Source organism: Clostridium sp. HBUAS56010 (assembly GCF_007115105.1).
GTDB lineage: Bacteria > Bacillota > Clostridia > Lachnospirales > Lachnospiraceae > Lacrimispora.
This window is the reverse complement of record NZ_SULJ01000001.1, coordinates 762,851-777,119: the sequence shown is the minus strand read 5'-3', so window position 1 is coordinate 777,119 and position 14,269 is coordinate 762,851. Positions and strand designations below refer to the sequence as shown.

Genomic DNA, 14,269 nt, shown 5'->3' with positions numbered 1-14,269 from the left:
ACGAGGCAATTGGGAAAGGATGAGATTATGGATACGAGTTTATACTCCCCTAAAAAAACAGTAACCCCAGGACTTTATGATCCCCGCTTTGAGCACGATAACTGTGGAATCGGTGCGGTTGCCAATATGAAAGGCGAGAAGACCCATAAGACGGTTGAGCAGGCTCTTCACATTGTTGAGAATCTGGAACACAGGGCAGGAAAAGATGCGGAAGGGAAGACTGGAGACGGCGTAGGCATTATGCTTCAGATTTCCCATAAATTCTTCAAAAAAGCAGTAAAGCCCCTGGGCATTGAGATTGGAGAAGAAAGAGAATATGGAGTAGGCATGTTTTTCTTTCCTCAGGACGAACTTGCGAGAAATCAGGCAAAAAAAATGTTTGAGATTATTGTGCAGAAAGAGGGGCTAGAATTTCTTGGCTGGAGAAATGTACCCATTCATCCGGAACTGATCGGAAAAAAAGCAGTGGACTGCATGCCTTATATTGCACAGGGATTTGTAAAAAAACCGGTTGATTTGAAAAAAGGACTTGATTTTGACCGGAAACTGTATGTATCCAGACGAATTTTTGAGCAGAGCAATGATAATACCTATGTGGTTTCTTTAAGCAGCAGAACCATTGTATATAAAGGAATGTTTCTGGTAAAAGAACTGAGAAAATTCTTTGCTGACCTGCAGGATAAGGATTATGAATCTGCCATAGCAGTGGTTCACTCCCGTTTCAGTACCAACACCAATCCAAGCTGGATGCGAGCACATCCGAACCGACTGATTGTTCACAATGGCGAGATTAATACGATCCGGGGCAATGTGGATAAGATGATGGCAAGGGAAGAGAATATGGAATCCGAATATTTCCAGAATGATATGCACAAAGTTCTTCCTATTATCAACCAGGAAGGTTCTGACTCCGCCATGCTTGACAATGCCATGGAGTTTATGATGATGAGCGGTATGGACCTTCCCCTGGCGGTTATGGTAACCATTCCGGCACCATGGGAGCATGATAAGTCTATGCCTCAGGAAATCAAAGATTTTTACCGTTATTATGCCACCATGATGGAGCCGTGGGATGGACCTGCCTCCATTGTATTCAGCGATGGGGATCTGGTTGGTGCAGTGCTGGACAGAAATGGCCTTCGCCCTTCCAGATATTACATTACCGATGACGATCAGATGATTTTGGCATCAGAAGTTGGTGCGATTGATATTGAGCAGAACCATGTGGTGAGAAAAGAACGTCTCCGCCCAGGTAAAATGCTTCTGATTGATACGGTAAAAGGCTGTCTGATTACGGATGAAGAATTAAAAGAGCATTACGCCAGCAGAAAACCTTATGGGGAATGGCTTGATTCCAATCTGATTGAACTGAAAGATCTTCAGATACCCAACAAAGGGGTTCCGGTTATGAACCGGGATGAGCGAGCCAGAATGCAGAAAACTTACGGCTATACTTATGAAGAATATAAAACCATGATTCTCCCTATGGCTCTTAGCGGGGCAGAAGCGGTTTCTGCTATGGGTGCGGATAGTCCCCTGGCTGTTTTAAGTAAAAAACATCAGCCTCTTTTTAATTATTTTAAACAGCTTTTTGCACAGGTTACCAACCCGCCTATCGACTCCATTCGGGAAGAAATTGTTACTTCCACCACAGTGTATGTAGGCGAAGAAGGAAACATTCTGGAAGAAAGTGCTGAAAATTGCAAGATTTTAAAGGTGAATAATCCGATTCTTACCTGTACAGATCTGTTAAAGATTAAGCACATGAAAAAACCAGGCTTTAAAGTAGAAGTGATTCCCATTACCTATTATAAGAATACTTCATTAGAAAAAGCCATTGACAGACTGTTTCTGGAGGCTGACAGGGCACACCGGGATGGAGCGAACATCATTATTTTATCTGACCGTGATATTGATGAAAACCATGTCCCCATTCCTTCTCTTCTTGCAGTATCAGCGCTTCAGCAGCATCTGGTTAAGACGAAGAAGAGAACTTCCGTAGCTTTGATTTTAGAAAGCGGAGAACCCAGGGAAGTTCACCATTTTGCAGCATTACTAGGTTATGGGGCATGTGCCATTAATCCATATCTGGCTCAGGAATCCATTCACTATCTGATTGAAAGCGGAATGTTGGATAAGGATTATTATGCGGCTGTGGAAGATTATAACTCGGCTGTTCTTCACGGAATCGTAAAAATAGCATCAAAGATGGGAATTTCAACCATTCAGTCCTATCAGGGAGCGCAGATTTTTGAAGCTGTGGGAATTTCCAAAGATGTAATCAATAAATATTTTACCGACACAGTCAGCAGAGTAGAGGGAATCACTTTGGGAGACATTGCCAGTGAGGTAGATGCCCTTCACTCCTCCGCATTTGATCCTCTGGGACTTGATGTGGATCTGACTCTGGACAGTGTGGGAAGTCATAAGGAGCGGGCAGGGCAGGAAGAACATTTATATAATCCTCTTACCATTCATCTGCTTCAGGAAGCCACCAGAACAGGAAGCTATGAGACTTTTAAAGAGTATAGCCATGCACTGACTGAAGAGGGGCAGACTGTAAATTTAAGAAGTCTTCTGGAATTTGATTATTCAGGAACGAAAGAAATTCCAATAGAAGAAGTGGAAAGCGAAGAGTCCATTGTAAAACGGTTTAAAACAGGTGCGATGTCTTATGGTTCCATATCTCAGGAAGCTCATGAAACATTGGCAATTGCAATGAACCGGATTCATGGCAAGTCAAACAGCGGTGAAGGCGGTGAAAGCCTGGAACGCCTTACCGTAGGAACTGACGGGCTTAACCGCTGTTCCGCCATCAAACAGGTGGCAAGCGGACGGTTTGGTGTAACTTCCAGATATCTGGTAAGTGCAAAAGAGATTCAGATCAAGATGGCGCAGGGAGCGAAACCAGGCGAAGGCGGACAGCTTCCCGGACAAAAGGTTTATCCATGGGTAGCAAAAACAAGACACTCCACAACAGGGGTGGGACTGATTTCCCCGCCTCCACACCATGATATTTATTCCATCGAAGATCTGGCACAGTTAATCTACGATTTGAAAAATTCCAATAAATACGCAAGGATTTCTGTGAAGCTTGTTTCTGAAACAGGGGTTGGTACCGTAGCTGCTGGTGTTGCAAAGGCAGGTGCTCAGGTGATTTTAATCTCTGGCTTTGACGGAGGAACCGGAGCGGCTCCAAGAAACTCCATTTATAATGCAGGACTTCCATGGGAACTTGGTGTGGCAGAGGCGCATCAGACCCTTATTATGAATGGTCTTCGTGACAAGGTTATTCTTGAGTCAGACGGAAAACTTATGACAGGCAGAGATGTGGCAATTGCCTGTATGCTGGGCGCGGAGGAATTCGGATTTGCGACTGCTCCTTTAGTAACCTTAGGCTGTGTGATGATGCGTGTCTGCAATTTAGATACCTGCCCGGTTGGTGTTGCAACTCAGAATCCCGAACTCCGTAAGCGTTTCAAAGGAAAACCGGAGTATGTGGTTAACTTCATGTTCTTTATAGCCAGAGAATTGAGAGAGCATATGGCAAAACTGGGAATTCGCACATTGGATGAGCTGGTTGGAAGAACGGATCTGTTAAAAAAGAAAGACAATCTTCCGTCAGAACGTGCCCGCAAGGTTGATTTTTCAGCGATATTGGGAAATCCATATGCAGGGCAAAAGCTTGCTGGTTATGACAAAAAGCAGGTTTATGATTTTGAACTGGATAAAACCATGGATGAAAAGGTTCTCTTAAAGAAATTAAAACAGGCGCTTTTGGCAGGGCAGAAAAAGGGACTTCAAATTGATGTTTCCAATACGGACCGTGCACTTGGCACCATATTTGGCTCTGAAATCACCAGACTTTATCCCGATGGGCTGGCAGAAGATACTTTCACCATTAATTGTACCGGAAGCGGCGGTCAAAGCTTTGGAGCATTTATTCCAAAAGGCCTGACACTGGAACTGGTAGGCGACAGCAACGATTACTTTGGAAAAGGACTTTCCGGCGGAAAGCTGGTGGTATATCCTCCTCAGGGCGTAAAGTTTAAAGCAGAAGATAATATTGTAATCGGCAATGTGGCTCTTTACGGGGCTACCAGCGGAAAAGCTTTTATCTGCGGAATTGCCGGTGAAAGATTTTGTGTCCGCAACTCCGGTGCAACAGCGGTTGTGGAAGGAGTGGGAGACCATGGCTGCGAGTATATGACCGGCGGAAGGGTTGTGGTCCTTGGCCCTACAGGCAAGAATTTTGCAGCAGGAATGAGCGGTGGAATCGCTTATGTTCTGGATGAGAATACCGATCTTTATAAAAGGCTTAATAAAGAGATGGTTTCTTTTGAAGAAGTAACGAACAAATACGACGTTCTGGAACTGAAAGACATGATCAAAGAACATGTGGCTTATACCAATTCTGCTAAGGGAAAAGATATCCTTGATAATTTTGGAGAATATCTGCCCAGATTTAAAAAAATTATGCCTCATGATTACAGAAGGATGATGAATACGATTGTCCAGATGGAAGAAAAGGGATTAAGCAGTGAACAGGCACAGATCGAAGCATTTTATGCCAATACAAAAGGGTAAGGAGGAGTAGACAATGGGAAAGCCAACAGGATTTTTAGAATATAGCAGAGAAACAGGAAAAACGGTAGACCCCAAGGCTCGTATGAAGAATTATAACGAGTTTCATCTGCCTCTTTCCGAAAAAGAACAAAGATGCCAGGGAGCCCGCTGCATGGACTGTGGTGTGCCTTTCTGCCAGTCTGGAGTAATCATCAAAGGAATGGTGTCGGGGTGTCCTCTTAATAACCTTATTCCGGAGTGGAATGAACTGGTTTATAACGGTACCTGGCAGCAGGCATTTAACCGGCTGAAAAAGACCAACAGTTTTCCGGAATTTACGGCAAGAGTCTGTCCGGCACCCTGTGAGGCAGCATGTACCTGCGGTCTCAATGGGGATCCGGTTGCCATTAAGGAAAATGAATATGCCATCATTGAACAGGCATATCAGGAAGGGCTTGCCGGCCCTGTTCCTCCTCAGATCAGAACAGGAAAGAAGATCGCGGTGATTGGTTCCGGTCCTGCTGGGCTTGCGGCGGCAGATCAACTGAACAAGAGGGGACACAGCGTCACTGTTTTTGAACGGGAAGACCGTATTGGGGGACTTTTAATGTATGGAATCCCCAATATGAAGCTGGAGAAGCATATTATCGATCGAAAAGTGGAGATTATGTCACAGGAAGGTGTTACATTTGTGACTGGTGCTGATGCAGGAAAAAATCAGAAGGCCAAAGAACTGTTAAAGGATTATGACCGTGTAATTTTAGCGTGTGGTGCTTCGAATCCCAGAGATTTGAAAGTTCCAGGCAGAGATGGGGAAGGGATTTATTTTGCGGTGGATTTCCTTAAGTCCACCACAAAGAGCCTTTTAAACTCCGATCTGCAGGATAAACTTTATATTTCTGCAAAAGGAAAACATGTTCTGGTGATAGGAGGAGGAGACACGGGTAATGACTGTGTCGGAACTTCAATCCGCCATGGCTGTGCTTCTGTCACTCAGTTGGAGATGATGCCGAAACTTCCGGAAAAGAGAACTCCGGATAATCAATGGCCTCAATGGCCTAAGGTGCTTAAAACTGATTATGGTCAGGAAGAAGCCATCGCAGTGTTTGGCAAAGATCCAAGACTTTACCAGACAACGGTAAAAGAATTTATAAAGGATAAGTCAGGAAAAGTGGTTAAGGCTGTTCTGATTAATCTGGAACCGAAAAAGGATGAAAAGACAGGGCGCATGGCAATGGTTCCTGTAAATGGAAGTGAAAAGGAAATCCCGGCAGATCTTGTATTGATTGCAGCAGGGTTTCTGGGAGCGCAGAGTTATGTGGCAGAAGCGTTTGGCGTGAAATTAAATGAGCGGAGCAATGTGGAAACACCTGCAGGAAAATATAAAACAAATGTTGACAAAGTGTTTGTAGCAGGAGATATGCACAGAGGTCAGTCCCTGGTAGTCTGGGCGATACGGGAAGGGCGTGAGGTTGCAAGGGAAGTGGATCAGAACCTGATGGGGTATTCCAATCTGGCGTAACACATCCGTGATACACAACAACTTCCCTGGCCTCACTTCCATCAACCCATTCCGCCATTTGCAAAAAGTACCTGCCCGTTAATCCAGCGGGCGGGACCTGCAAGGAAAGCAACCGTTTCTGCAATGTCTTCCGGCATACCAAGACGTTCAAGGGGTGCAGCGTGAGAGAGTTGTTCAATTGCAGCTTCCTCTTTTCCGTTAAGGAACAGGGGAGTTGCGGTTGGTCCGGGAGCTACGGCATTGACAGTAATATCTTTTCCCCGCAGTTCCCGGGCAAGTATCAGAGTCATGGCTTCTACAGCACCTTTGCTTGCGGCATAGGCTCCGTAATTGGGGAATTGAAGGCGTGTAATTGTTGTGGAAAAGTTGATGATTGCACCGCCGCTCTTAAGCCGCCGCGCCGCCTGTTGGGAGACTACAAATGTGCCCCGGATATTGGTGCGGTATATTCGGTCCAGGTCCTCAAGATTCAGTTCTGTAATTGGTGACAGCAGCATGATCCCGGCAGTGTTGACTACCACATCAATTCCGCTGAATGTTTCATCCATCGTGTCAAATACAGTGGTCATCTCTTTCTCATCTGCCACGTCTCCGCAAATGGCGATTGCTTTTCCGCCATTAGAGACAATTGCAGAAACAGTTTCATCGGCTTTGGTTTTACTGCCGGCATAATGCACGCCGATAGCCATGCCATCTCTTGCTAGACGAAGGGCAACTGCATGACCGATGCCTCCTGATCCTCCGGTAATTAATGCTACACGTTCTCTTTTATTATTCATGATAAAAATCCCTCCTTAGAATACAATGTTTACAACTATATTATAGTATCCCGATTATCTTCTACGGTAGTCTGTTTTTCCTGTATCATTGCCTAATCCTCCAGCTAATGGTATAATTATTAAATTATTTAATGAAGAAGGAATGTGGAATGGAATTAAAAAACGGAAATCATAAATTCGAACAGTCCCGGGCAGAGCTTGCTTCGCTAATTACCAGTCATACCATTGTTGAAGGAAAACAGCATACTGTTTTACCCAATCTGCAGTTGCTTCGAACCACCAGTGTGTCGGAATACCTGCATTCCATATATGAGCCATCTTTAATTGTGATTGCACAAGGTTCCAAGGTTGTGACTCTTGGTGATGAATCTTATCAATATGATTCCAATTCCTATCTTGTGTCCTCGGTTCATCTCCCTATTGTTGGAAGAATTGTAGAAGCGAGTCCCCAGAAGCCTTATCTATGTGTACAGATTAATTTCACTATTGATCAGGTCATGGATGTTATAAAAGAGACTGATCAGGCATGGGATGGCAAATCAGATTTTGGGAGAGGGCTTGTCATCAATAAAACCAATGATCTATTAATGGATGCGGTTGTCAGATTTGTACGTCTTCTGGATTCTCCTGAGGATATAAAAGTGCTTGCTCCTTTCATTATCCGTGAGATCCTTTACCGGATTTTACAGGATGACCATAGAAATGTTATTAAGCAATTTGCCATGAGCGGAAGCCAATCCTATTCCGTGGGCAAAATAATCAAACTCATTAATGAAGATTTTGCAAAGCCGCTGCGTATTGATGAACTGGCTGAAAAAGCAAATATGAGTACTTCTTCTTTGCATAGCCAGTTCAAACGTGTGACAGCTATGAGTCCTTTGCAGTATCAAAAGAGGATGCGGCTTCAGGAAGCACGCCGTTTGCTGCTGGCCGATTCTTTCCGGGATGCGGCAGATGTGGGATTTGAAGTGGGATATGAAAGTCCTTCTCAGTTCAGCCGGGAATATGCACGAATGTTTGGGCTTCCTCCAATCAGTGACAGAAAGAGACTCAAGGATTCCTTGGCTTTTCATCTCACTATGATATAAGTGTTAAGGTAAAAAAAGAAGGAGATCGTGGCTGGTCTCCTTCTTTTTATCTTATAAATTAATCGTTAATCCAACTCCTGCTTCTCCAACAGGAAGTGCGCCGATCAGTCTTGCTTTTGCAAGAAGAGACACGCAGTGGCAGGGGTAAAGTCTGCCAATATGACAGCTCTCCATATATTTTATGGTCCGAGCAAGACGTTCATCCACATCCAGCAGATGAAGTCCTCCTAAAATTCCGGCAATTTTATCCTCTTTGCAGATTTCCTTTGCGTACTCTACAATATTGCATATTCCGCTGTGAGAACAGCCGGTAACAATAAACAGCCCTTTGGAAGTTTTTAAAACCACGGCGGAATCATCAGGTAAATAATCATCTTCCCAGATGCCGTCTATTTCTTTTTTTCCAAAAGATGTGGCTGGCTCAAAATCAAACCGGTTTGGAATCTGTCCTAAAAACACACAATGATCTGAAATGAATAAAGGGGTTTTAGTAGGTATGTAGTTGCACTTTGCTTCCATCTCTTCCACTGTAAAAGGAGCTCCAATGAATTGGTTTGCTGCTTTTTTAGGATAGAAACAATGAGGGTGGGAGATAACCTTTAACCCGGACAGAGAAACGGTCTGATCCAGATACTTTAACCCGTTGGTATGGTCGTTGTGACCATGTGACAGGACGATATGGGTTAACTCGGATAATTCAATTCCCATTTTACGGGCATTGGAGATCACCAGGTCAGAAAAGCCGGTATCAAATAAGAGCTTTAATCCATCGACTTCTATGTAAAAACTTACGGCTGGCTCTCCTCTGTAAAGGGAATCAATAACATGGTTGTCTACAACTATTTTTATCTGCATAAGAACTCCTGAATGAACATTGTTTAATTATGAATATTCCTATTATAGCATAAAAAAACAGAAAAAGCAGATGATTCTGCAAATACTTTGAAAAGCAGGTGAAATTAACGAAGAGTTAATGCGAAACAGAAAGCTCTTCCCTGAAATACTTTTTCAGGCATGGAATTGTAATTCCGCCTGCCAGGTTACCGATGGAAATCACCAGAATATAGAGGGCTGCTTTTTCACTCCAGGCATCTGCCATGGTAAAATAAAACATATCTGCAATGCTGTGTTCAAATCCCGAGAGGATAAACACCATAATCGGCAGAATGAGTGCAAGGTGTCTGCCCACACTGTCTTTAATGGTCTGGAATCCTACTACAGCAATGCACATCATTACACCGCAGAAAAATGCCATAATAAAAGTACTCAATAACGTATCGGATAATTTTAATTCTACAATTTCTGAAGCATGTTTTGTTAAATTTAAAAGTTTGGTCTCATGAAATAATAAACCGCATCCAACCGTTCCCACCAGATTTCCTATGTATACAATCAGAATATCCACCAGATAGGAAGGTTTTTCCGAGATAATATAGCAGACCTTTCCTGTAAATAGAAAAAAGCCGAAGGTATAGATGGTGAACAGACCGATGGAAAATAAAAAAGAACCGGCAATGCGGTTATCAAGAGTCAGATAAATGGTTCCCCCCAGCGCAATGGCAACTCCTGCAGCGATTGCTTTGATAAATGTTTTCATTTCAATACTCCTTCTCTTTCGTACCTTCTGTCTGGAGAAAATGTGACATATTTCCCCTTGGACATGTCATATTATAGCATATGAAAAAGAGTTTACAAGGACAATCGGACTATTGAAATAATTTATCAACCACTGAAAAAAAGATAAAAAAACGGCGTCTAAGCGCCGGTTTTTCTATCTTATACATTAAAACGGAAGAGAACAACATCTCCATCCTTTACAACATATTCTTTTCCTTCAGAACGGACAAGACCTTTTTCCTTTGCGGCATTATATGTCTTGCAGTTTAAAAGATCCTGGAAGTTGACAACCTCTGCACGGATAAAGCCGCGCTCAAAATCGGAATGGATTTTACCGGCAGCCTGAGGTGCTTTTGTGCCTTCTTCGATGGTCCATGCTCTGGTTTCCATAGGACCTGCTGTTAAATAGCTGATAAGACCAAGAAGATGGTAGCTGGCACGAATCAGTTTTTCCAGACCGGATTCGGTAAGACCAAGGTCTTCCAGGAACATCTTTTTTTCGTCTTCTTCCAATTCTGAAAGTTCCTGTTCGATCTGTGCACAGATTACAAATACTTCACTGTTGTTTTCTTTTGCAAATTCCCGTACTTTTGCTACATAAGAATTGGCGGCACCGTCGTCAGCCAGATCGTCTTCGCAAACGTTGGCAGCAAAAATGACTGGTTTATAAGTAAGAAGATTTAAGGTTGAGAGGAAAGCGATTTCGTCTGTATCTTCTATATCCATGCTTCTTGCCAGATTGCCATCCTCTAAGTGGGATTTAATCCTCTTTAAGAGATCCAGTTCCTTTGCAAGAGATTTGTCATTCATCGCACCCTTGGTAGATTTTGAAATGCGCCGATCCAGGATTTCAAGATCAGAAAAGATCAGTTCCAGGTCAATTGTTTCAATGTCACGCAGTGGGTCTACGCTTCCGTCTACATGGATGACATTGGGATCTTCAAAACAGCGTACCACATGAACAATGGCATCCACTTCCCGGATGTTGGAAAGAAACTGGTTTCCCAGACCTTCCCCTTTGGAAGCTCCTTTTACAAGCCCGGCAATGTCTACAAATTCAATGACAGCCGGCATGATCTTTTCAGAATTATATAGTTCTGCTAATTGTCCCAGACGCACATCCGGAACAGGAACCACGCCCACGTTTGGGTCTATGGTACAGAATGGATAATTGGCAGATTCTGCACCTGCCTTTGTAAGAGAATTGAACAAAGTGCTTTTACCTACATTCGGTAATCCGACAATACCTAATTTCATAGCAATTACCTTCCTAATATTGTTTATATTCATGGTTGATTTTTTTCTGCAACTAATATAGAATAGCATATTATCCTTAAAAAAAAAAGAGAAAATCGCAAGAATCATAGCCTTTGTCGAAAAATAGTTGAATATGTCGGGCGAATCTGTTTGATTTTTGTGTTTTCACGGGGTAAAATAAAGAAAACATCGAAAGGAGAAGACGAATGGCAAATACGGCAGATATTAGTTTTGTGCATTTGGGTATTACCATTGACCATCTGCGAAACAGTATCTCGATATTTGGGTTCCGCATTGCATTCTACGGGATTATCATTGGGATTGGAATTTTAACAGGCCTCTGGGTTGCAACGAATGATGCAAAACGAAGAGGACAAGACCCGGAAGTTTATCTGGATTTTGCCCTGTATGCAATCGTAGTATCGATTATATGTGCCAGGATTTATTATGTAATATTTGACTGGGCTAACTATAAAGATAACCTGTTACAGATTTTCAATTTAAGGGCAGGAGGATTGGCAATTTATGGAGGCGTTATAGGCGCTGCAATCACTCTGGTCGTCTACACCAGAAGAAAGAGGCTTTCTTTTCTTTCACTGGCAGACACAGGATGTCTGGGACTGATAACCGGGCAAATTATAGGAAGATGGGGAAACTTCTTTAATTGCGAAGCATTTGGCGGATATACAGACAGCCTGTTTGCTATGAGAATCAGAAGGGCGCTGGTTAACGAGAATATGATATCGAAAGAACTTTTAAACCATTTAATTGTAAAAGACGGAGTGGAGTATATACAGGTTCATCCAACTTTCTTATATGAGTCTGTGTGGAATCTTTGTTTACTTGTATTCTTGCTCTGGTACAGAAAACGCAAACAATTTGATGGTGAAATTTTTCTTATCTACCTGCTAGGTTATGGCTTGGGACGGGTATGGATAGAGGGAATCCGTACGGATCAGCTAATATTCTTTAGTACCGGCATTCCAGTGTCTCAGGCACTGTCATTAATATTGGTAGTGATATCAGCTCTTGTGCTCTTCTTCCGACACAGACAGATTAGAATAAAGAGCAAAGGAGAAACATGATATGATGATTTCAAAAGAAGAGTTAATACGAAATATCGAGGAAGCAAGAGAAAAATTGAATAAAAGCATTGATCATGACGACGGAGATGTTATTTATCTTAGGAGTGTGGAACTGGATAAATTAATTGAAAAATATATTGAAGCCGGCTATTAACAGCCGGAAATTTTAAAACACGGAAAGGGAAACCTTTCCGTGTTTTTTTTCTGCATGAATGCCTTCTGGGTTTTTGAGAATAATGTTTATTATAATAAGAAGAAAAACGATTTGTCGAAGGGCGAAACATTCTGGAATATGTTGGAAATAATGCCTCTACAGCACAAAAATCAGTGAAAATAATTCGAAAAATTCCTTGCTATTTCCTGGTAAATGTACTAAAATTAGATTACAAGTGGAGGAAAGTGGTACAAAGTGGAGGGAAATGGTAGGAATGTGGATCCTGACCCCTCTGTGTACAAGCAGGTGATTGGTATGTTCATGGGCGAATACAATCATACAGTGGATGCGAAGGGACGTTTGATTGTCCCATCAAAATTCAGAGAACAGCTTGGTGAAGAGTTCGTTGTGACAAAGGGCTTGGACGGCTGTTTATTTGTGTATGATAATCGTGAGTGGACAGCCCTGGAAGAAAAACTGAAAAGCCTGCCGCTGACCAATACCAATGCCAGAAAGTTTTCCAGATTTTTTCTGGCAGGTGCAACTTCCTGTGAAGTGGACAAGCAGGGGAGAATTCTGCTGCCGTCAGTTCTCAGGGAACATGCAGGCATTGAAAAGGATGCAGTACTGGTAGGTGTGGGAAGCCGGATTGAGATCTGGAGCAAGGACGCATGGATGGCGGCCAACACTTATGACGACATGGAAGAGATTGCGGAAGCGATGGAAGGACTTGGGATATGATGTTTGAACACAAGTCAGTGCTGCTTTATGAAACCATTGACAGCCTGAATATAAAACCCGACGGAATATATGTGGACGGGACTTTAGGAGGCGGCGGACATGCTTTTGAAGTATGCAGACGACTCGGTGAATACGGAAGATTAATCGGAATTGATCAGGATGCAGATGCCATTAAGGCAGCTACGGAACGGCTTAAGGTATTTGAGGATAAGGTTACCGTAGTAAGGAGCAATTACGTTAATATACAGACTGTTTTAGCAGATTTGGGAATTGAAAAGGTAGATGGAATTTATCTGGACCTGGGAGTATCATCTTACCAGCTTGATATGCCGGAGCGGGGCTTTACTTACCGGGAAGACCAGGCACCTCTGGATATGCGTATGGATCAGAGAAACGATCAGACGGCTGCCGACATTATTAATGGTTATACAGAATTTGAATTATACCGTATGATTCGTGATTACGGAGAAGACAAATTTGCTAAGAATATTGCAAAACACATTGTAAGAGTAAGAGAGACAAGTCCTATTGAGACTGCCGGACAATTATCTGAGGTTATTAAAGACGCAATTCCGGCAAGAGTACGGGCAGTTGGAGGTCACCCTTCGAAAAAGACGTTTCAGGCTATTCGGATTGAACTGAACAAGGAACTGGAAGTGCTAAACCAGTCTCTTGATACGATGATTGATCTGTTGAATCCTGGAGGACGTTTGTCCATCATCACGTTTCACTCCTTAGAGGACAGAATGGTGAAAACCAGATTTAGAACCAATGAAAATCCTTGTATATGCCCTCCGGACTTCCCAGTTTGCGTGTGTGGAAGAAAGAGTAAAGGGAAAGTCATTACGAGGAAACCCATTGTGCCGACAGAGGAAGAGATTGAAGAGAATAAACGTTCAAAAAGTTCGAAACTCAGGGTGTTTGAACGAAATTAGTTGAGGGAGGAAGTTTCAGTGGCTGCCAAAAAAAATGTCCGTTCCTACGGGAATCATGCTGCTTATGTGCACGGAAGTGCGGTTCGTAAAACCATGCCGGCAAACAGGCCGGTTCATACACCAGAAGAAGTTCGAAGACCGAATGTAAATCACCGGGTAAGAAGAAACAGGGAGAAAGCTCTGCAGATGGATCTGCCCTATGTTTTGATGCTGACGGCTGCAGTGGTGTGCACCTTATTTCTGTGCGTAAAATACCTCCATTTACAGTCCTCGATTACAACTAATATTCACCAAATTGAGATCCATGAGGCACAACTGGAAAAACTAAGAACGGAGAACAACGCACTGGAAATGAGCATTAACACTTCTGTTGATTTGGATCATGTGTACAAAGTAGCCACTGAGGAGCTTGGTATGGTCTATGCCCAAAAAGGCCAGATCCTTCATTACGATAAAACAGAAAGTGAGTATGTAAGACAGAATGAGGATATCCCGAAACACTGATAAAAATAAAAATAGAAAAAA

Annotated in this window: 12 protein-coding genes; 8 read left to right on the top strand and 4 right to left on the bottom strand. The window is 42.9% G+C overall.

All coding sequences use genetic code 11. The features are described from left to right. Positions 1-27 precede the first annotated feature (27 nt). Together gltB and FAY33_RS03715 are read left to right on the top strand one after the other, a co-directional pair. Positions 28-4,587, top strand: coding sequence for a glutamate synthase large subunit (gltB, locus tag FAY33_RS03720; RefSeq protein ID WP_143319398.1), 4,560 nt, complete (start codon positions 28-30; stop codon positions 4,585-4,587). Positions 4,588-4,600: 13 nt separating this feature from the next. Then, on the top strand, positions 4,601-6,088 hold the full coding sequence (locus FAY33_RS03715) for a glutamate synthase subunit beta (protein WP_143319397.1): 1,488 nt from the start codon (positions 4,601-4,603) through the stop codon (positions 6,086-6,088). A gap of 41 nt (positions 6,089-6,129) precedes the next feature. Here the strand turns inward: FAY33_RS03715 and FAY33_RS03710 are convergent, their stop codons facing one another. After that, positions 6,130-6,867 (bottom strand): SDR family oxidoreductase, encoded by a 738-nt coding sequence (locus FAY33_RS03710; RefSeq protein ID WP_143319396.1) that lies wholly within the window; start codon positions 6,865-6,867, stop codon positions 6,130-6,132. 149 nt (positions 6,868-7,016) lie between these two features. Between FAY33_RS03710 and FAY33_RS03705 the strand changes: the two genes are divergently transcribed. Continuing rightward, a complete protein-coding gene (locus FAY33_RS03705) occupies positions 7,017-7,955 on the top strand; it encodes an AraC family transcriptional regulator (protein ID WP_143319395.1) in 939 nt (312 codons plus the stop codon). A 51-nt stretch (positions 7,956-8,006) separates the two neighbouring features. Here FAY33_RS03705 and FAY33_RS03700 read toward each other — a convergent pair whose 3' ends face one another. The 3 genes from FAY33_RS03700 to ychF form a co-directional block, all read right to left on the bottom strand. Continuing rightward, positions 8,007-8,810, bottom strand: a complete 804-nt coding sequence (locus FAY33_RS03700; RefSeq protein WP_143319394.1) for an MBL fold metallo-hydrolase — start codon at positions 8,808-8,810, stop codon at positions 8,007-8,009. A 115-nt stretch (positions 8,811-8,925) separates the two neighbouring features. Further along, positions 8,926-9,594 (bottom strand): formate/nitrite transporter family protein, encoded by a 669-nt coding sequence (locus FAY33_RS03695; RefSeq protein ID WP_279231695.1) that lies wholly within the window; start codon positions 9,592-9,594, stop codon positions 8,926-8,928. A gap of 137 nt (positions 9,595-9,731) precedes the next feature. Then, positions 9,732-10,829 (bottom strand): redox-regulated ATPase YchF, encoded by a 1,098-nt coding sequence (gene ychF, locus FAY33_RS03690; RefSeq protein WP_143319392.1) that lies wholly within the window; start codon positions 10,827-10,829, stop codon positions 9,732-9,734. Between the two features lie 206 nt (positions 10,830-11,035). Here ychF and lgt point away from each other — a divergent pair, with 206 nt between their 5' ends. The 5 genes from lgt to FAY33_RS03665 all read left to right on the top strand — a co-directional run bounded on the left by lgt (position 11,036) and on the right by FAY33_RS03665 (position 14,248). After that, positions 11,036-11,914: a prolipoprotein diacylglyceryl transferase gene (gene lgt / locus FAY33_RS03685; protein WP_143319391.1), complete on the top strand. Its 879-nt coding sequence runs from the start codon at positions 11,036-11,038 to the stop codon at positions 11,912-11,914. A 1-nt stretch (position 11,915) separates the two neighbouring features. Then, on the top strand, positions 11,916-12,068 hold the full coding sequence (locus tag FAY33_RS03680; protein WP_243126545.1) for a Spo0E family sporulation regulatory protein-aspartic acid phosphatase: 153 nt from the start codon (positions 11,916-11,918) through the stop codon (positions 12,066-12,068). Positions 12,069-12,383: 315 nt separating this feature from the next. Next, the gene (mraZ, locus tag FAY33_RS03675; RefSeq protein ID WP_143319596.1) at positions 12,384-12,809 is read left to right on the top strand and encodes a division/cell wall cluster transcriptional repressor MraZ; all 426 of its coding nucleotides are present in this window, start codon (positions 12,384-12,386) and stop codon (positions 12,807-12,809) included. Continuing rightward, a complete protein-coding gene (rsmH, locus tag FAY33_RS03670; RefSeq protein ID WP_143319390.1) occupies positions 12,806-13,744 on the top strand; it encodes a 16S rRNA (cytosine(1402)-N(4))-methyltransferase RsmH in 939 nt (312 codons plus the stop codon). The genes mraZ and rsmH overlap by 4 nt, the downstream gene beginning before the upstream one ends. A gap of 18 nt (positions 13,745-13,762) precedes the next feature. Further along, complete coding sequence (locus FAY33_RS03665; protein WP_143319389.1) at positions 13,763-14,248, top strand: cell division protein FtsL; 486 nt, start codon at positions 13,763-13,765, stop codon at positions 14,246-14,248. Positions 14,249-14,269 lie beyond the last annotated feature (21 nt).